Annotated in this window: 16 protein-coding genes; 7 read left to right on the top strand and 9 right to left on the bottom strand. The window is 65.0% G+C overall.

Going from position 1 to position 17,681, the window contains the following annotated elements; all coding sequences use genetic code 11:
- Window positions 1-18: 18 nt before the first annotated feature.
- Entirely contained in the window at window positions 19-189 is a 171-nt protein-coding gene (locus QM590_RS08180) for a DUF2613 domain-containing protein (protein ID WP_082073827.1), read from the bottom strand.
- Window positions 190-292: 103 nt separating this feature from the next.
- Window positions 293-760: a universal stress protein gene (locus tag QM590_RS08185; RefSeq protein ID WP_027495380.1), complete on the bottom strand. Its 468-nt coding sequence runs from the start codon at window positions 758-760 to the stop codon at window positions 293-295.
- 155 nt (window positions 761-915) lie between these two features.
- Here QM590_RS08185 and QM590_RS08190 point away from each other — a divergent pair, with 155 nt between their 5' ends.
- Complete coding sequence (locus QM590_RS08190) at window positions 916-2,091, top strand: glycoside hydrolase family 3 N-terminal domain-containing protein (protein WP_269594492.1); 1,176 nt, start codon at window positions 916-918, stop codon at window positions 2,089-2,091.
- A gap of 62 nt (window positions 2,092-2,153) precedes the next feature.
- A complete protein-coding gene (locus QM590_RS08195; protein ID WP_032377568.1) occupies window positions 2,154-2,756 on the top strand; it encodes a TetR/AcrR family transcriptional regulator in 603 nt (200 codons plus the stop codon).
- A gap of 102 nt (window positions 2,757-2,858) precedes the next feature.
- Here QM590_RS08195 and QM590_RS08200 read toward each other — a convergent pair whose 3' ends face one another.
- Both QM590_RS08200 and QM590_RS08205 read right to left on the bottom strand, forming a co-directional pair.
- On the bottom strand, window positions 2,859-3,716 hold the full coding sequence (locus QM590_RS08200) for a MaoC/PaaZ C-terminal domain-containing protein (protein ID WP_269594493.1): 858 nt from the start codon (window positions 3,714-3,716) through the stop codon (window positions 2,859-2,861).
- Window positions 3,713-5,059, bottom strand: a complete 1,347-nt coding sequence (locus tag QM590_RS08205) for a 3-oxoacyl-ACP reductase (RefSeq protein WP_269594494.1) — start codon at window positions 5,057-5,059, stop codon at window positions 3,713-3,715. The genes QM590_RS08200 and QM590_RS08205 overlap by 4 nt, the downstream gene beginning before the upstream one ends.
- A gap of 83 nt (window positions 5,060-5,142) precedes the next feature.
- Between QM590_RS08205 and QM590_RS08210 the strand changes: the two genes are divergently transcribed.
- Complete coding sequence (locus tag QM590_RS08210; RefSeq protein WP_269594495.1) at window positions 5,143-6,486, top strand: acetyl-CoA C-acetyltransferase; 1,344 nt, start codon at window positions 5,143-5,145, stop codon at window positions 6,484-6,486.
- Window positions 6,487-6,616: 130 nt separating this feature from the next.
- On the opposite strand, the gene QM590_RS08215 is transcribed toward QM590_RS08210, so the two are convergent.
- The 5 genes from QM590_RS08215 to QM590_RS08235 are packed head-to-tail and all read right to left on the bottom strand — an operon-like array spanning window position 6,617 to window position 11,412.
- Window positions 6,617-7,936: an ABC transporter substrate-binding protein gene (locus QM590_RS08215; RefSeq protein ID WP_094639204.1), complete on the bottom strand. Its 1,320-nt coding sequence runs from the start codon at window positions 7,934-7,936 to the stop codon at window positions 6,617-6,619.
- A complete protein-coding gene (locus QM590_RS08220; RefSeq protein ID WP_269594496.1) occupies window positions 7,933-8,976 on the bottom strand; it encodes a branched-chain amino acid ABC transporter permease in 1,044 nt (347 codons plus the stop codon). The genes QM590_RS08215 and QM590_RS08220 overlap by 4 nt, the downstream gene beginning before the upstream one ends.
- Before the next feature lies 1 nt (window position 8,977).
- Window positions 8,978-9,856: a branched-chain amino acid ABC transporter permease gene (locus QM590_RS08225; RefSeq protein WP_094639203.1), complete on the bottom strand. Its 879-nt coding sequence runs from the start codon at window positions 9,854-9,856 to the stop codon at window positions 8,978-8,980.
- Window positions 9,857-9,878: 22 nt separating this feature from the next.
- Window positions 9,879-10,601 carry an ABC transporter ATP-binding protein gene (locus QM590_RS08230; protein ID WP_068049166.1) on the bottom strand — a complete coding sequence of 241 codons (723 nt, stop codon included), beginning with the start codon at window positions 10,599-10,601 and terminating at the stop codon, window positions 9,879-9,881.
- Window positions 10,591-11,412, bottom strand: coding sequence for an ABC transporter ATP-binding protein (locus tag QM590_RS08235; protein ID WP_269594497.1), 822 nt, complete (start codon window positions 11,410-11,412; stop codon window positions 10,591-10,593). Before QM590_RS08235 ends, QM590_RS08230 begins: the two co-directional genes overlap by 11 nt.
- A 148-nt stretch (window positions 11,413-11,560) precedes the next feature.
- Here QM590_RS08235 and QM590_RS08240 point away from each other — a divergent pair, with 148 nt between their 5' ends.
- From QM590_RS08240 to QM590_RS08255, 4 genes are all read left to right on the top strand, one after another.
- Window positions 11,561-12,865 carry a PucR family transcriptional regulator gene (locus QM590_RS08240; RefSeq protein WP_269594498.1) on the top strand — a complete coding sequence of 435 codons (1,305 nt, stop codon included), beginning with the start codon at window positions 11,561-11,563 and terminating at the stop codon, window positions 12,863-12,865.
- 229 nt (window positions 12,866-13,094) lie between these two features.
- Window positions 13,095-15,314 (top strand): VanW family protein, encoded by a 2,220-nt coding sequence (locus QM590_RS08245; protein WP_269594499.1) that lies wholly within the window; start codon window positions 13,095-13,097, stop codon window positions 15,312-15,314.
- Window positions 15,315-15,461: 147 nt separating this feature from the next.
- Window positions 15,462-15,953, top strand: a complete 492-nt coding sequence (locus QM590_RS08250; protein ID WP_269594500.1) for a flavin reductase family protein — start codon at window positions 15,462-15,464, stop codon at window positions 15,951-15,953.
- Window positions 15,954-16,891: 938 nt separating this feature from the next.
- Window positions 16,892-17,503: a hypothetical protein gene (locus QM590_RS08255; protein WP_269594502.1), complete on the top strand. Its 612-nt coding sequence runs from the start codon at window positions 16,892-16,894 to the stop codon at window positions 17,501-17,503.
- Window positions 17,504-17,681 lie beyond the last annotated feature (178 nt).

Consider the following 17,681-nt stretch of genomic DNA (forward strand, 5'->3'; position numbering starts at 1 on the left):
TCACGAAAGCGACCAGCGTCAGCGGCTGCCGTACTCAACCTGGTTCAGCAAGGACGAGTCGGCGTTTCCGGAGCGATCGATATCCGGACGAGAGTTGTCGGCTGCAGCTGCGGTGACTCCGAAGACGACGCCCGCACCCAGTACGGCTCCGACGACGGCGGCAATGACACCCGGGACAGCAAACTTCATCTCGGTTCTCCAGTCAGTCGGCTCAGGAAGGAAGCGGGCGAGGCGGACCCTCGCGCGGGCATCACGGTATCACTCGTACCTGCAGAACAGGCCGGTGGACGCGTTACTTGCCGGGGGGAACGATAAGGACGGGTCGATGGCTGTGTCGCAGAACGTGCTCGGCCACCGAACTCTGGAGCAGCGCACGAAGACCGGTGGTGCCCCTCGTGCCGGTGACGATGATGTCGACGTTCATCTCGTCGGCCTTCTCCACGATCGCGCTCCAGATGGCGGTGGTGCATTCGGTGCACTGGCCCTCCACCTTCAGGCCCGCGGCCTCGGCCAGCGCGACGCCTTCACTGTTGGTCACCTTCGCGTCGGTGAGCGCAACGTCCTCGGCCTCGTCGTCGGGCACCCATTCGGGCTGCATGACGCCGGAGAGGCCGGACATTCGCGCGGCCTGACGCACCATCGGCTCCCACGCGGTGACGACGATCGCGCGTGAGGTGGTGAGAAAGCGTCCGGCATAGTCGATGGCGCGTTTGGCATTGTCGGAGCCGTCGTAGGCAATGAGAATGAGGTCTGCGGTCATGGTTCGAGGTCCTCCTCATGTCGCGTTCGTCCAGATTACCCCCACCCCTCCCCGGATCGATGTGGGTTTCAGTCGGTCGGAGTGCAACAAAGCCACATTGATCCGGACCCGGGGCGCGCAAGGAACACCCCTCGTCTCGGCTACCGTCGTATTCCATGCGACTTCGGTTTTCGGTTCGGTCCGCTGCGGTGATGACGGTCGGTGTCGGCTTGTTGGTCTCGTGTTCGAGTGAGTCCACGCAGGTCGCGTCGACGCAGACGGCACCGCCTGCCTCGACGACGACCGCGGCCGAGACGACGGTCCCGCAACCGCTCCCACCCGTCGACGAGTGCGTGACGTTCGTCGACGGCCTCACCGAGCGTCAGCGACTGGCGCAGTTGCTCACCGTCGGAGTCACCGGAACTGCCGATGCGGTGCAGATCATGTCCACCGAGCAGGTCGGTGGCCTGTTCGTCGGGAGTTGGACCGACGAGTCGATGCTCGGAAATCGGGAGGTACCGCAGGTGCTCGACGCCTCCGCGGTGGCTCCGATGATCACGATCGACGAGGAGGGTGGACGGGTCTCGCGAGTGGCGGATCTGTTGGGAGAGGCGCCGTCGGCGCGAGTGTTGGCTCAGACGATGACGGTGGACGAGGCCTATCAGGCGGCGTTGACGCGCGGCCAGGGGTTGAAGGATCTCGGTGTCACCGTCGACTTCGCTCCGGTGGTCGACGTGAGCGCTCAGCCCGATGATTCCGTCATCGGCGACCGGTCGTTCTCCGACGATCCGCAGGTCGTCATCGAGTACGCGGGTGCGTACGCGCGAGGTCTGGAAGACGCGGGCGTCAAGCCCGTCATCAAGCATTTTCCCGGGCACGGTTCGGGATCGGGCGACTCGCACACCGGTGCGGTGACGACGCCGTCGCTCGACGAGTTGAAGGCCAAGGATCTGTTGCCGTTCGCGGCGTTGAACAACACCGGCGTCGGCGTCATGGTCGGGCATCTCGATGTGCCGGGACTGACCGAGCCGGGTGTGCCGGCGAGCATCAGCCCGGCGACGATGGCGTTGTTGCGCGATGGCGTCGGATACGGTGCCGCACCGTTCGACGGCCCGATCTTCACCGACGACCTCAGCGGCATGGCGGCGATCACGGCGAGGCTCGGGATCGTCGACGCGGTCGAGGCGGCGTTGGTTGCGGGAGCCGATGTGGCGCTGTGGCTCACCACCGATCAGGTGCCCGCGGTGTTGGACAATCTCGAAGACGCGGTGGCGATGGGACGCCTCGACGCGGCTCAGGTGGACGAGGCTGCGGCGACGGTTGCCCGGTTCAAGGGGGCGTGCGGGGCCTGATTGTGCGGTACTGGACCTTACTGTGGAGTAACGTCTAGTACTTCGTACGTATTGGAGGGTCCATGGCTGGCGGCACCAAGAGATTGCCCCGCGCCGTCCGCGAGCAGCAGATGCTCGACGCGGCGGTGGATGTGTTCTCCGACAACGGTTTTCACGAGACGTCGATGGATTCGATCGCCAAGAAGGCGGCCATCTCCAAGCCGATGCTCTATCTGTACTACGGGTCGAAGGACGAGTTGTTCGCGGCGTGCATTCACCGTGAGGGCGTCAAATTCGTCGAGGCCCTGACTCCTGCTGCGGACCCGACGCTGACGCCGCGCGAGCAGTTGCGCAAAGCGCTGATCGGCTTCCTGGGATTCGTCGGCGAGAACCGGAAATCGTGGATGGTGCTCTACCGTCAGGCGATCGGCCAGCAGGCGTTCGCCTCTCAGGTGCAGAGCAGTCGGGATCGGCTGATCGAGCTGACGGCCGGTTTGCTCGCCATGAGCACGAGGGATCCCGAGCAGTCGCAGAATTTCGGGCTGATGGCCGTTGCGTTGGTCGGGGCAGGCGAGGCCGTGGCCGACCGAGTGGCGGGCGGCGAAATCGAGGTCGACGCCGCAGCGGACCTACTGGAGAATCTGGCCTGGCGCGGCCTGGCGGGAAAGAAGACCGCCGCAACCTAGACCTGCCCGGGTCGTTCCGCAGGATCCACTCCTGCCCCCGCCGAACTCGAAGTTATGGACGAAAATCCGGGGAAATCCGTCCATAACTTCGAGTTCGAGTAGTCAGCGCAGGGTTCCCGTCAGATGCGGGTAGCCCTTCTTCGGGTTCTTCAGCGACAGGTCCCAGCCGGTACCGACGGCATCGGCGTAGGCGTTGATCGTCGCGGGCAGGATGATCGGCTTACCGAAGCGGATGCTGTAGTTCACGGCTTCCGGGATTCGGCCCTCGACGGTCTGCAGCACTGCTGCCGCACTCCACATTCCGTGCGCGATGGTCTTCGGGAACCCGAATGCCTTTGCGCCGAGCGAGGATACGTGAATCGGGTTGCGGTCTCCGGAGATGGCCGCGTACCGGCTGATGATCCGCTGATCGACGCGCAGGGTGCGGGTCGGGGGCGGCGGAACCTCGTCGGCGGGCGGTGCTTCACGAGGTCCACCGGACAGTGAGGTCTTCTGCAGGCTCAGGAAGCTGGAGGTCTGCTTCCAGACCAGTTCCCGTCCCACTTTGACCTCACTGATCAGGTCGACCAACAGACCCTTGCGGTGCTCGCGCAGGTTCTCCGCGTGTACTCGGATGTCCAGCGGTTCGGAAGCGGAGATGCCACGGAACTGCTCGATGACGTTCTCGGCGTGTACCGAACCGATGGCGGCGAAGGGAAAGCCCTTGGACACCATCAACTTCATCACCGTCGGGAAGACGAGGGTGAAGGGGTAGGTCACCGGGAGTTGATCGCCGAATCGCAGCCCCGTCGCCCGGCAGTACCCGGCGAGGTTGTCGGGGTCCACCCGCAGGCCCTTGAGTTCGTACACCGTGTTCGGCACCGACGACGACCGGGATCCGAGGAACGGCAGCGCGCCGAGCGCAGCCGAAGTGTAGATGTCGGAGGTCTTCGGCTGCGCGGTGAGCGTGACGGTGCTCATGCGCCGAGCAGGCTCTGGCCGCACACGCGCACGACCTGGCCGGTGACGGCGTTCGATGCGGGAGAAGCGAAGTAGGAGACCAATTCTGCGACGTCCACGGTCTCGCCGCCCTGCAGCAGCGAGCTCATGCGGCGTCCGGCCTCACGAGTGGCGAACGGGATTGCCGCGGTCATCGCGGTCTCGATGAATCCGGGGGCGACAGCGTTGATGGTGATGTTCTTCTTCGCCAGCACCGGTGCGGATGCATGCACCAGGCCGATGACGCCTGCCTTGGAGGTGCCGTAGTTGGTCTGGCCGCGGTTGCCCGCGATGCCGGCGATGGAGGAGACGTCGACGACGCGGCCGCCCTCCTTGAGTGCGCCGGATGCGACCAGCTCGTCGGTGATGCGCTGCGGGGCAGCAAGATTGACGCCGATGACCGAGTTCCAGCGGGCGTCGTCCATGTTGGCGAGGGTCTTGTCGCGAGTGATGCCTGCGTTGTGCACGATGATGTCGGCTCCGCCGTGGCGCTCGAGCAGGTGCTTCGAGAGGACCTCTCCGGCGTCGGGGGAGGTGACGTCGAGTGCGAGCGAAGTGCCGCCGACCTTGTTGGCCGTCTGCGACAGTGCTTCTCCGGCAGCGGGAATGTCGGCTGCTATGACGGTGGCTCCGTCGCGGGCGAGGACCTCGGCGATGGTGGCACCGATGCCGCGGGCCGCTCCGGTGACGACGGCTACCTTGCCTGCGAGGGGCTTGTCCCACGAAGCCGGTGCCTGCGAGTCGGCGTCTCCGACGGTGATGACCTGGCCGTCGACGAAAGCGGACTTGGCCGAGAGCAGGAAGCGGAGGGTGGATTCGAGTCCGGACAGGCCGGTCGACGCCTTGGGGGAGACGTAGACGAGCTGCGCCGTGGCGCCGCGCTTGACCTCTTTGCCGACGCTGCGAGTGAAGCCTTCGAGGGCGCGCTGAGCGATGTGCTCGTCGACGCTCGAGGTCTCCTCCGGCGTCGTACCGATGACGACGACGCGAGCGGACGGTGCCAGGTTGCGGATGACCGGCTGGAAGAACTTGAAGAGCTGCTCGAGCTCGGCGACGTTGCCGATGCCGGTGGCGTCGAACACCAGTCCGCCGTGCTTGTCGTCGTGCGGCTGCGACTGCGGGTAGTCCGACAGCAGCTCACGCAGCGGCTCGACGAGGCGGCCACTGCCACCGATCAGGACCGGTCCGGCCAGCGGCGGCTCGCCTGCCTTGTAGCGGCGCAGCTTCTCGGGCTGCGGCAGGCCTGCCTGCTTGGCGATGAAGGCTCCCGGCGCGGACGCGAGGAACGTTGAGTAGAGATCTGGGGCTCCCTTGGAGGCTGCCACTGTCGTACCTTTCATTCAGCGCTGCTCGCTCGAGGAGCGAGGCGCACGACCGGGTGTCGACAACCAACTTACTCGCCAGTAAGATGAAACTCCACCAGGGCCTTTTTCGACGATGTTTGGAGACGTCAGTGACAAGCAAGCAGCTACGACCGGTCGCAATCGTCGGTGGCAACCGCATTCCTTTCGCGCGCTCGGACAAGAAGTACGCGCTGGCGTCCAACCAGGACATGCTCACCGCGACGATCGACGGGCTGGTCTCGCGATTCGGTCTGCAGGGCGAGCGCCTCGGTCTCGTCGCCGCCGGTGCGGTGCTCAAGCATTCACGCGATTTCAACCTCACTCGCGAGGTCGTCCTCGGTAGCGCGCTGAGCCCGTACACCCCGGCCTTCGACATCCAGCAGGCCTGCGGCACCGGCCTTCAGTCGATCATCGCCGTCGGCGACGCGATCGCGTCGGGTCGTATCGATGCCGGTATCGGCGGCGGTGTCGACACCACCTCCGACGCTCCGATCGGCGTCAACGACGAACTGCGCGAGTTCCTGCTCTCCCTGAACCGGGCCAAGAGCACCACCGACCGCATCAAGCTTCTCGGCAACGTCCGTCCCGGCATGCTCGGCATCGAGATCCCGCGCAACGGCGAGCCGCGCACCGGCCTGTCGATGGGTGACCACGCCGCCATCACCGCCAAGGAATTCGGCGTCCGCCGCGAGGACCAGGACCAACTGGCCGCAGCGAGCCACAAGAACATGGCTGCCGCCTACGACCGCGGCTTCTTCGACGATCTGGTGACGCCGTTCCTCGGCCTGACCCGAGACGACAACCTGCGTCCGGGATCGACCGTGGAGAAGCTCGCGACGCTCAAGCCGGTCTTCGGAACCAAGCTGGGCGACGCCACCATGACGGCCGGAAACTCCACGCCGTTGACCGACGGTGCGTCGGCTGCTCTGCTGTCGAGTGACGAGTGGGCCGCCGAGCGCAACCTGCCGGTGCTCGCGCATCTGGTCGATTCCGAAACCGCTGCAGTCGATTACGTCCACGGCAACGGATCGTTCAAGGACGGCCTGCTGATGGCTCCGACCTACGCGATTCCGCGCCTGCTCGCGCGCAACGGCCTGACGCTGCAGGATTTCGACTACTACGAGATCCACGAGGCGTTCGCTTCGGTCGTGCTTGCAACACTGCAGGCATTCGAGAGCGACGAGTACTGCAAGGAGCGGCTCGGCCTCGACAGCGCGCTCGGTTCCATCGACCGCAGCAAGCTCAACGTCAACGGCTCCTCGCTCGCCGCGGGTCACCCGTTCGCCGCGACCGGCGGACGCATCGTGGCCTCGCTGGCGAAGATGTTGGCCGAGAAGGGCTCGGGCCGTGGCCTGATCTCGATCTGCGCGGCCGGTGGCCAGGGCGTCACGGCGATCATCGAGCGCTGATCACTGCAGCTTCGGCTGCTCACGAATCGGGGGACACAGGGTCGGCGGATCCGGTAATCGAGGGGTTTTCGGATCTGCCGACCACGACATGACAAAGGGGCACGCATACGCGTGCCCCTTTCTCGTGTGATCAGCCGGGTATGCCGCTTTCCGGCGGGGTCGATTCTTCGCCGGTGTATTCCTCCACAGCCGAATCGCCGATGTCCGTCTGCAGTACCGGAGTCAGGTACTCGGGCACTCCGCCGCGGATCTGGAAGACACTGGCGCCGGAGATACCGAGGTGACTGTCTTCCGAGTACCGGAACGGAGCCAGCTGCGGTCCCTCGAAGTCCATTCCGCCGTCCTGGATGGCTGCGACGATGCCCTCGCGGGTGGGATTCTCGCCTGCCGCCTCGAGCGCCTGCACGAAGGCATAGGCCTGGCTCAGACCGTAGATGCGGTAGTTGGTCAGCGGGTCGCCGGTCCCGTTCTCCGCCCAGACCTTCTGCCACAGTTGGGTCCAGGGATTCTCCGGAGAGTCGACGCCCGGGATGTACTCCAGCGAGATCATCCCTTCGAGCGACTGAGCGCCGTCGGTGACCGCACCCTGCGAGAAGCGGCCGAGCAGTGAGCCGACGAGGTCGACGTCGGAACCGATCGAGCTGTAGAACCACTCGGGGTCGTAGTTGAGCCGCATGGCGGTCAGCTGGCTCAGCGCGGTGTACGAGGGCACGTTGAAGCCGAGGATCAGATCGGCTCCGGCACCTTGCAGGGCCGCGATCTGAGGTGCGACATCGGTGTTGCCCGAGGTGTAGCGCACCACCTCGACGATCTGGTCGTCGAGATACTGGCGAACCGCTTCCTCACTGTCTCGGCCGAGGTCGTCGTCCTGGAGGAACAGTCCGACCTTGGCGTCGGGCCGGTTCTTGGTCACCCAGTCGCCGATGATCTTGCCCTCGACCTGATAGTCGGGCTGCCAGCCGAAGGTGTTGGGGTACTTCTCTGGATCGTTGCCCCACATGATCGCGCCGGAGGAGACGAACAGGTCCGGCACACCCTCCTCGTTGAGGAAGTCGATGACAGCGCTGTGGGTCGCGGTGCCGAGTCCGCCGACGACGGCGAACACCTCGTCCTGCAGTACGAGTTCGTTGACGACCTGGGTGGTGGTGGTCGGATCGTACGAGTCGTCTCGAACCACGTACTCGATCTGCCTGCCGTTGATGCCGCCTGCGGCATTGACGTAATCGAAGTAGGCCTGTGCGCCCGTGGGGATTTCGCTGTAGCCGGGAGCCGCGACCCCGGTCAACGGAAAGTGGGCACCGATCTTCACCGACGTGTCGGTGATGCCGACCGTCGACCCTTCCGAGGACTCCGTCGCCTCGTCCCGGCCACCTGCACCGCATGCCGCGGCCAACGAGACGACGGCGACGAGCGCGGTCGTTCTGAACGCCACCGATCCGAACTTTTTCATTTCATTCCTTTTCTGGTTGTACGTAACTTGCGATACGTGCCCACCAAACCCAGTGGGGCGAACAGGATGACGAGGACGGTGAAGATTCCGGTCACCAGTGGGGCGAGTTCGGCCGATTGCAGACTGCTCAGCCCCAGATCGAGTCCGAGGTTGGTCACCACCGGCGGGATGTAGGTCAGCAGAACGGCCCCGATCAATGCGCCGGAGAGGGTTCCCAGTCCACCGATGACGACGGCGGAGAGCAGGGTCAGCGAGAGGGTGAGGGTGAAGCCGCTCGGCGCCGCGATTCGGGCCGACATCGCCAGCACTGCACCGCCCGCGCCGGCACAGGCCGCACTGACCACGAACGCGAGGATGCGTGCGCGGCCCAGGTCGATACCGGCCAGTTCGGCGGCGACCTCATCGTCCCGGACGGCCCGCCAGCGACGACCGATGCGGCTCGACGAGATGTTGGCCAACAGGAAGAACACCAGCACGAGCAGTATCCAGCTGACGTACGCGACGAATTTCGTTCCGCTGAGCTCGTTTCCGGTGACGAAGAACATCATGTCGTCGATCAGCTCCGGCACTTTCGGTGCCGGGACGACGAGCCCTTGTTCGCCGCCGAGGTAGTCCGAGAAGTACAGGGCCAGGCCCGGTACGGCGACGGCGAGCGCCAGCGTCGCACCGGCCAGGTACGGCCCGTGCAGTCGGGCGGCGGCCACTCCGACCACGATGCCCACTACTGCCGAGATCACGGTGGCGGCAAGCAGGACGAGGGGTACCGACCATCCCGAATCGTTGGCGCGCAGCATCAATGCTGCGGTGTACGCACCGACCGCCATGAACGCGCCGTGCCCAAGCGACAGCTGGCCGCTCAACCCGGTCAGCACCGTCAGTCCGCCTGCAGCGATCGCCAGGTAGGCGACGGAGGTGAGTTGGCTCTGACGGAATGTGCTCAGAGATTCGAGGGCAAGCACGATGACGACGAGTCCGATGACAGCGCCCAGGAAGTGGCGTCGAACCGGTGTTGCGGTGAGGCGAGTGAGAGTTGCGTTCATGTCATACCCTCCTGGCCGCGGAGCCGGCGAAGAGCCCGCTCGGTCGCAGCAGAAGCACGACGATCAGGATCACCAATGCCGCGCTGGAGACCAGATCCTGACCGAGATAGCCGCTGACGAAACTGAGCCCGATGCCCATCAAGAGTCCGCCGACCACTGCGCCCGCCGGGCTGTCCAGTCCGCCGAGAACTGCTGCGACGAAACCGAATACGACGATCGAGTCCATGTAGCCCGGATGTACCAGCGAGCCACCTGCGATGAGCAGACCCGCCAGTGAACCGACCACTGCGGCCAGAGCCCATCCGAGAGTGAGCATTCGGCTCACGCGGACTCCGAGGAGTTTCGCGACCTCCTGCTCGAAGGCGCTCGCGCGCATCTTCAGTCCCAGATCGGTGAACCGGAACAGCAGGATCAGCAGTCCCAGGACCACGAGGACGGCGATGATCTTGAAGATGTCGTAGCCGGTCAACGCCACGTTCATGTCGCCGATCCGCTGCCCGGTGAGGCCGAACGGTGCGGGGAAGGAACGGAATTGGTTGCCGAAGATGATGGCGGCCACGGCGTGGATGATGATGAACAACCCGAGCGTGAGAATGACCGGGTTGATGTGCGACGAGCTGTCGACGAATCGGATGACGAGTCGCTCCGTCAAGGCTCCCAGGAGCAGGCCGCACAGCAGCGCGACTGCGAATCCGATCCAGTACGAGTAGCCGGCGTCGATGACGACCAGTGCGACGTACGTGGTGATCATGGCCATCGGGGCCTGGGCGAAGTTGACGATGCGGGTCGATCGCCAGATGAGGACGAGGGCGAGCGCGAACGCGGCGTAGATCATGCCTGTCGTCACGCCGTTGATGAGGATGGTGAGCAGTTGTTGCACTGTGGCAGGCGTCCTTTCGGCTCTAGAACCCGAGGTAGGCGTGTCGGAGGGCGTCGTCCCCGGCCAAGGTGTCGGCGGGACCTTCCACCGCGACCTTGCCCAGATCCAGGACGACGGCGTGTTCGGCGATCGACAGCGCGCTGCGAGCGTTCTGTTCGACGAGAACGACGGTCATCGACTCGGAGTCGACGAGCCCGCGCAACGTCTCGAATATCTGTGCGGCGACTTTCGGTGCGAGTCCGAGAGAGGGCTCGTCGAGCAGAAGCACCGACGGTGTCGCCATCAGTGCTCGGCCGATCACGAGCATCTGCCGCTCTCCACCGGACAGGGTGTGTGCGGAGGACGTTCGACGACCGGTCAAGGGCGGAAACATGTCGTAGATGCGGTCGAGGGTGACGGCGTCGTGACTTCGGTTGCGTCCCATCGCGCCGAGTCGAAGATTCTCGTCGACGGTCAACTCGGCTATGACGCCACGTCCCTCGGGAACGTGCGCAAGACCTTTGCGGGACATGCGATCCGGTGCCACGCCGACGATGTCGGCCCCGGCGAGTTCGATCCTCCCCGACACCGGTTTCAGCAATCCCGAGATGGTCCGCAGCAGAGTCGTCTTCCCTGCTCCGTTCGCGCCGAGTACGGCGGTGACAGCTCCGGCCGCGACGGTCATCGACACCGAGTCGAGGGCGGTGACCGGGCCGTAGCGAACGGTCAGATCCGTGATTTTCAGGTGTGCCGCGTCAGTCTTCATGTGCCACTTCGTTTCCGAGATATGCCGCCAGTACGGCAGGGTCCTCGCGGATCTGATCGGGCGTTCCCTGTGCGATGACCTTGCCGAAATCCAGCACGTAGATTCGGTCGCACACACTCATCACGAGATCCATATGGTGTTCGACGAGCATCACCGATGTCGCGGGTCTTTCCGGTTCGGAATCGGTCGGTGTTGTTGCGAGCGATCGGATCTCGTCGCCAAGCTCGCTCATTTCGTCACTGGACAGACCCGAGGCGGGTTCGTCCAGCAGGAGCAATGTCGGGGCGCTCACCAGGGCGCGTGCGAGCGCAACGCGTTTGCGCACCGCGTACGGCAGGCTCGGTGGCAACCGGTGCGCATAGCCGTCGATGCGCAGGCGTTCGAGAGTGGCCATCGCGGTGGAACGGACCGCGGCGTCGTCGGTGGCACTCGACGGTAGGCCGAGGAGTCCGGCGAGGATCCCGGTGTGCGCTGTCCGGTCGGCACCGACCATGACGTTGTCCAGCACGGTCATCCGATCGAACAGTCCCAGTCCCTGGAGAGTTCGGCTCATGCCGAGCCGGGGAAGGTCGTGCGGTCGTAGCCGGATCAACGGTTCGCCGAGTCGTCCGAGTGTTCCCGATCGGGGACGAACGAGTCCGCACGCGACGTTGAACAGAGTCGTCTTGCCCGCACCGTTGGGCCCGATGACGCCGAGAACTTCGCCGGGTCGCACCTCGAGACTGACTCCGGACAGCGCGACTATGCCGCCGAAGGACACCTCGATGTCCGCCATGGTGAGGACCGGGTCCTTCGTTTGAAGAGAGTTCAAGTGATCCACCTCACAATCTGTTGCGTTCACTATGGTGCGTTTCGCACAACGGGCGATATGGGCGCTGCGCACAGAATGTTTGGGTCCCTGGGCACCAGTAACGGTCAAATCGACCTGTCATGTGGGCTCAGTGCGCAAAACTGTCCAGGTGGGTGCTCCCGATGGTCGACGCGCATCGGCGCGTTCGGCTGCCCGCGGAGCGGTGACGGACTCCGACCAGGAGAAAATTCGGAGTGCGTGGGCCGCGTTGACTCCACGGGCCGACGCGATCGCAGACTCCATCACGCTGGCGCTGATAGAGCAGGAACCCGCCTACCTCGCCAGTTCGACTCCGGACATCGCCGGCGAGATCAGGCGCAGTACCCGCGAGCACATCAATCAGGGCCTCCGCACGTTGTCGGGGCTACGTACCGCGAACGACAACACCCGTGAGGTGTGGCGTCGTACCGGCAGGGAGCGTGCACGCCAGGGCATTCCGATGGAGTTGGTACTCAAGGCGTACACGCTCGGGAGTCGGACGCTGTGGGAGGAGTTGATGCTCGAGCGCGAGCAGCGTCGAACCAGAATCGACGAGCATCTGCTTCTGGTGGCCGGTCAACAGTTGTGGCGTGCGCTGGACAGTCAGTACGAGACTCTCGTCGAGGCATACCGCCAGGAAAGCGCTCGAATGCAGCAGCGGGACATCGCCAACGTTCTGGTGATACTCGACGGCCTACGATCGGGGCGAGGTGGTGATCCGGCATTCGTCGTGGAAGCTCGTGCCACTCTTGGCCTTTCGGCATCGCAACAGATCGCGTGTGTGGTCGGACCGCTGGACGATCAAGGGTCGCCGCCGCTCCCGGCGCCCGAGGACGCGTTGGATCAGATCGGTGCGGTCTCGCATTGGAACACCAGGGACGGCCACCAGTTCGCGCTCGTCGCACTCGGAACCGGATCGTGGAACTCCGTCGTCGACGCCCTCGCTGCTCGAGCCGTCGGGCCGGTGGGGGTCGCTCATTCTCCGGAGGGACTGTCGTCGTTCGCGGCGGCGTATCGCCTCGCAGCATTGACGGCCGAGACCATCACCGAAGACAGCGGCGTTGCCTTGGCTACGGACCGACTGCCCCGCGTGATCATGGCGGCCGACGACCAGTCGTCGGAGTTGCTGGTTCGCCACGCTCTCGGGAAGTTGTGGACGCACCCGGAGCCGCATCGAGGAACGCTGCTGGACACCCTGGCGCACATGCTCGCGTCGGACGGATCGCCCACCAACGCCGCCAAGGCGCTCTACTGCCACCGAAACACCGTGATCTACCGGGTTCACCGGATCGAGGAGTTGACCGGGCACGATCTGACGGATCCGCGAGATCGGCTCTTGCTCACCCTCGCGCTGGTCAGGACGGGACATTGGGCCCGAGCCGTCGGGCAGGGGGACAGTTCGACGACCCGTGGATCATTCAACCGAATGAATTGACGAGACAATTTCGCAGTCGGTGTAACGAGGTGGCACAGCCTGCATATATTCCAGTTGGCTCCGTGCTGCTGCCTGACCCCCGACCCGGCAGCAGCGCGGAGCCTTTGTCGTTCCTGCGCCGATGGTCTCCGAGTGAGCGTCACCGTTCGGTTTGCGTAAGCTCGTGCCGGGGGTACGCCGTGCAGAAGGGCGGAACAAACAACCAACGGTGGTCCTGGAAGGGTCGAACGTGAGCGAGGGCAACAGTAGGTCGGGTGACGCACCCAACGGTGCCGAACCGAAACCCGACGTACCGCCGTACGACGCTCCCACCGAGGTCTTCGGTGCGATCGGCGACAAGGCGGCCGGTACCGAGCATGTATCCGACGCCGAGCAGATCCCGGAAACGGAGTCCGAGCAGGCATCCGAGGCCGCTGAGCCGGAGTCTGACGACGCGGAATCCGCTGTCGCAGACCCGGCCGTCGACGATGTCGAGACCACCGAAACCGACGCTGCTGCTGCTGGGGACGCGAAGCCCGATGCGGTCCCGGCCCCTTCACAGCCGCCCGCGGCCGACGAATCGCCGACGATCGCGCAACCCGTTGTTCCCGCAGCGGCCGATGTTCCTACTGAGACCGTTGTTCCTGCGCAGACCGTTGTGTCTCCCCAGGCCGAGTCGCCGGTCCAACCACCGGTGATTCCGCCGGAGGACGGAGCGCCGCAGGCCGCCGACGGGTCCGGGTTCGTGCCGCCGTGGCGGAAGATCGCGATCGGGACCGGCGCGGTGGTTGCGGTTCTCACGCTGCTGTACGCGGCGGATTGGATCACCTCCAGCGACCGAGTACCCCGCGGTGTCACCGTCGCCGGGATCGAGGTCGGCGGCAAGAGCCACTCCGACGCCGAAGAACTCCTGCGCTCTGAGCTCGGTGCGCGCGCCGAGCAGCCCGTATCGGTCGACGTCGGCGACCGACAGGTCGAGGTACTGCCTGCCGCTGCCGGTCTCGGTGTGGACTGGAACGCGACGCTCGACCGCGCCGGATCACAGCCGATCAATCCGATCACTCGACTGACGTCGTTCTTCGGCAGCCGCGAGATCGGCGTCGTGTCGACCACGGACGAGCAAGCGCTCACTGCTGCCATCGATGGCCTGCGGGTCGAAACCGATCGCGATCCCGTCGAAGGCGACGTCGTGTTCGACGGCAGCACACCGATTGCCGTCGCGCCGCTGGCCGGCCGGATACTCGACGCCGACGGGACGCGTCGCAACCTGCAGACCGAATGGGCCTCGGGCGCAACGGAAGCGGTGTACGAGTCCACTCCCGTCACGGTGACCCAGGAAGCCGTCGACCAGGCTCTGGAGAACATCGCCGCACCTGCGGTGGAGGCACCGGTGATTGTCGCCGGTCGCGAGAACGTCGACGCGACGCTGCCGACGGATCGGGTGGGCGAGGTTCTCCGCTTCGACCCCGACGGTCAGGGCGGACTGACCCCGATCTACGACACCGACGTCGCCACAGGCATTCTCGCGCCGCAACTCGTGCGCACAGAGGTACCGCCGAGGGACGCGTCGTTCACGTTCTCCGGCGGTGCGCCGACCGTCGTCCCCGGAGAGATGGGCGAGCTGGTCGAGTGGCGCAAGACACTGGAGCAGTTGCCTGCCCTGCTGTCCGCTGACGGACCCCGCACCACCGAGGCGATCTACGAGCCCGCCCCGCCCGCTCTCACCACCGAAGCCGCGCAGAATCTCGGTGTGCGAGAAGTGATTGCCGAGTACACAACCGGTGGGTTCGAGTACGCGTCGGGCGTCAATATCGGGCTGACGGCGCAGATCGTGAACGGTGCGCTCGTGAAGCCGAAGGAAACGTTCTCTCTCAACCAGTACACCGGTCCGCGAGGTACCGCGCAGGGCTTCGTGGAGTCGGGAATCATCGACAACGGTCGACCCGATCGCGCCGTCGGCGGCGGCATCAGCCAGTTCGCGACGACGCTCTACAACGCGTCCTACTTCGCCGGTATGGAAGACACCGACCACACCGAGCACAGCTACTACATCAGCCGATACCCCGAGGCGCGCGAAGCGACGGTCTTCGAAGGTGCCATCGACCTGCAGTTCACCAACCCGAACGACACCGGTGTGGTCATCCAATCGTTCGCCGATTCGTCCAGCGTCACCGTCCGACTGTGGGGAACCAAGACGGTCGACGTCGAATCGATCACCGGTTCGCGAACCAACTTCACCTCACCCGACACGGTGACACTGCCCGCAGGCGCAGGCTGCGTCGCGTCCGGCGGAGGCCAAGGATTCACCGCCAGCGACACCAGGGTGATCAGTGATGCCGCGTCGGGCAGGGAAATTTCGCGGAACACCAGAACGGTGAAATACGACCCGATCCCCATCGTTCGATGCGTTCAGCCCGATCGCCCGGCACCCGCGGCGGACCCGGCTCCGGAACCGGACGAAGACGAGTGATGCTGCAACCGCGAGAGGGCCATTCGAATCACGTCGATTCGGACTGTGGCGTTGCTGCCCGATCGGGTGTTTGCTTGCAGTAGGTGTTCGCTAGACAGAACGGGCCCACGCGGGGTTGCATCACAAGATCGAAAGGGAGCTTCGTCCATGACGCTCACACGTACCGTCCTCGATCAGCAGACGCTTCGTGAGGCGTACGCGCAGTTCCCGAGCGGAGTCGTCGCGATCGCCGCGAAGATCGACGGCGTCCTGGTGGGCTTGGCGGCCAGCAGCTTCGTCTCGGTGTCCATCGACCCGCCCCTCGTCGCGGTGTGCATCCAGAACACGTCGACGACATGGCCGAAACTCGAGTTGGCACCCAGCATCGGCGTCAGCGTTCTCGGCGAGGCACACAACGACGCCGTCCGTACCCTGGCAGCCAAGACCGGTGACCGCTTCGCCGGCCTCGACCTCACCGTCACCGACGGGGGAGCAGCCTTCATCGTGGGGGCCACCGCATGGCTCGACACCACCATCGAGCAGCAAATCCCCGCGGGCGACCACGCAATAGTGTTGCTGCGCATACATTCCCTGGACGTCCAGAGTGAAGTGAACCCAATCGTGTTCCACGGCAGCAAATTCCGCAAACTGCAGCAGTAGCGACTCGACTCCCCAGGTCCCCCCCCCGGCTCCCCAGGTCCTTCGGCTCCCTAGGTCCTCCCGCCTCCCCAGTCTTCGCCTCCCCAGTCTTCGTCGGTTCCCTAGGTCCCCCGCCTCCCCCGTCTTCGCAAAAGCGCGCGCGTTTGTCGAATGCGCGCGAATTGGTGGTCTGATCGTGGGCAATTCTGCGCGCACCTGACGAGTGCGCACGCATTTGTGAGGTCCGGCGTTGGTTTCGGCCTTCGACGCTTCGTCGGGTCGGCCCGCGTGACGATGCGCCGTCGGCCTGTTCCCTGTTTCCCGTGTTCCTGTGTTCCCTGTTCCCGTTCGCCTGCTTCGGTTCCCCAGTTTTCGCAAAAGCGCGCGCGTTTGCTGAATGCGCGCGAATTGGTGGCCTGATCGGGGGCAATTCTGCGCGCACCTGACGACTGCGCGCGCGTTTGCGGCTCCGACGGCACAGCGAACTGGTACCCCCGTACCTGTATTCATCCACAGGTCCGAAGTTGTACACAGGCAGGTACTTTCGTCCTCGGATCGGTGCGCGCATGGTCGAGACTCGGAGGATGAGGGATGACCGAATGGTGCGACGCTCGGAGGCTCTTGCCGATGGCAATGCCGATCACGAGCTGCGAGCAATGTATGAACGCGGGGGCTGGGAGCGTTTGGTGAATGGCGTCTACGTTCCGACGTCGAGGCTGGCCGGCCTTTCGGAGCAGGAGCGGCATCGGCTGTTGATCGACGCCGTATTTCCGATGATTGCGGACGGCAGCACGGTGAGTCACCGTTCGGCGGCGCTACTGCACGAATTACCCTTGCCCACGGGCGGATATTACAAAGTTCACGTCACCCGACGCCGCCGCGGCGGAGGTCGAACGAGTGCAGCGGTGATCGTGCACTGTGCGCCGTGGGTACCCAGCACCACCGTCGACGGAATTCCCGTGACCTCATTGGCGCGGACGGTTGTCGACCTTGCCCGTACCGAGCCGCTTCTGTCGGCGGTGATCGCAGGTGACTCAGCTCTGAAGCGCTGCGATCCGAAGGAGCTTGAGTCGGAGTTGCAGCGTGCTCGGGGATGGAAAGGTGTGGCGCAGGCGCGACGAGCCATTTCTCTCATGGACGGGCGGAGCGAAAACCCCGGCGAGTCTCAGAGTCGAGTCATTCTGCGTGAGAACGGATTCGACGTGGAATCGCAGGTGGAGATCCTGGATCCGGACGGGCGGACGGTGGCGCGGATCGATTGGCTGGTCAATGGCGTCGTGGTGTGCGAGTTCGATGGTAAAGCCAAGTACACCAAGTACCTACGGCAGGATGAGCACCCCGGCGACGTGGTGTTCAGGGAGAAGGTGCGGGAGGACGCGGTGCGCGATCTCGGCTATCCCGTCGTGCGCTGGACGTGGGCAGATTTGGCGAATCCGGCGGAGCTGGTGGCGCGCGTGGCCCGAGCTGTGGAGCGGGCTGCTGCCCTGCCTCCACCACGAGGGACGGTGCGGAGTACCTCGTGCGGCCCGCAAATGCGCGCGCATTCGCCGAATGCACTCGAAATTGCCTGAGTATTCGGCAGAATTCGCGCGCATCTGACAAACGCGCGCGCTTTTGCGGCGGCTGGGGGTTTGCAACCCCGCTCATCTGACAAACGCGCGCGCTTTTGCGGCGGCTGGGGCTCGCACCCCCGCCTCCCAATCAAATGCGCGCGCTTTTGCGGCAAACCCGGGCCCCGCCGCGACACCA

It is taken from the genome of Rhodococcus sp. IEGM 1372 (assembly GCF_030056835.1).
Classification (GTDB): domain Bacteria; phylum Actinomycetota; class Actinomycetes; order Mycobacteriales; family Mycobacteriaceae; genus Rhodococcoides.

Bases quoted from the DNA above. Each gene is read 5' to 3' on its own strand.
- QM590_RS08215 (WP_094639204.1), bottom strand. From the start codon at position 7,936: ATGAAAAAGTTCGGATCGGTGGCGTTCAGAACGACCGCGCTCGTCGCC.
- QM590_RS08250 (WP_269594500.1), top strand. From the start codon at position 15,462: ATGACGCTCACACGTACCGTCCTCGATCAGCAGACGCTTCGTGAGGCG.
- QM590_RS08195 (WP_032377568.1), top strand. From the start codon at position 2,154: ATGGCTGGCGGCACCAAGAGATTGCCCCGCGCCGTCCGCGAGCAGCAG.
- QM590_RS08190 (WP_269594492.1), top strand. From the start codon at position 916: ATGCGACTTCGGTTTTCGGTTCGGTCCGCTGCGGTGATGACGGTCGGT.
- QM590_RS08220 (WP_269594496.1), bottom strand. From the start codon at position 8,976: ATGAACGCAACTCTCACTCGCCTCACCGCAACACCGGTTCGACGCCAC.
- QM590_RS08180 (WP_082073827.1), bottom strand. From the start codon at position 189: ATGAAGTTTGCTGTCCCGGGTGTCATTGCCGCCGTCGTCGGAGCCGTA.
- QM590_RS08200 (WP_269594493.1), bottom strand. From the start codon at position 3,716: ATGAGCACCGTCACGCTCACCGCGCAGCCGAAGACCTCCGACATCTAC.
- QM590_RS08210 (WP_269594495.1), top strand. From the start codon at position 5,143: ATGAAACTCCACCAGGGCCTTTTTCGACGATGTTTGGAGACGTCAGTG.
- QM590_RS08230 (WP_068049166.1), bottom strand. From the start codon at position 10,601: ATGAAGACTGACGCGGCACACCTGAAAATCACGGATCTGACCGTTCGC.
- QM590_RS08185 (WP_027495380.1), bottom strand. From the start codon at position 760: ATGACCGCAGACCTCATTCTCATTGCCTACGACGGCTCCGACAATGCC.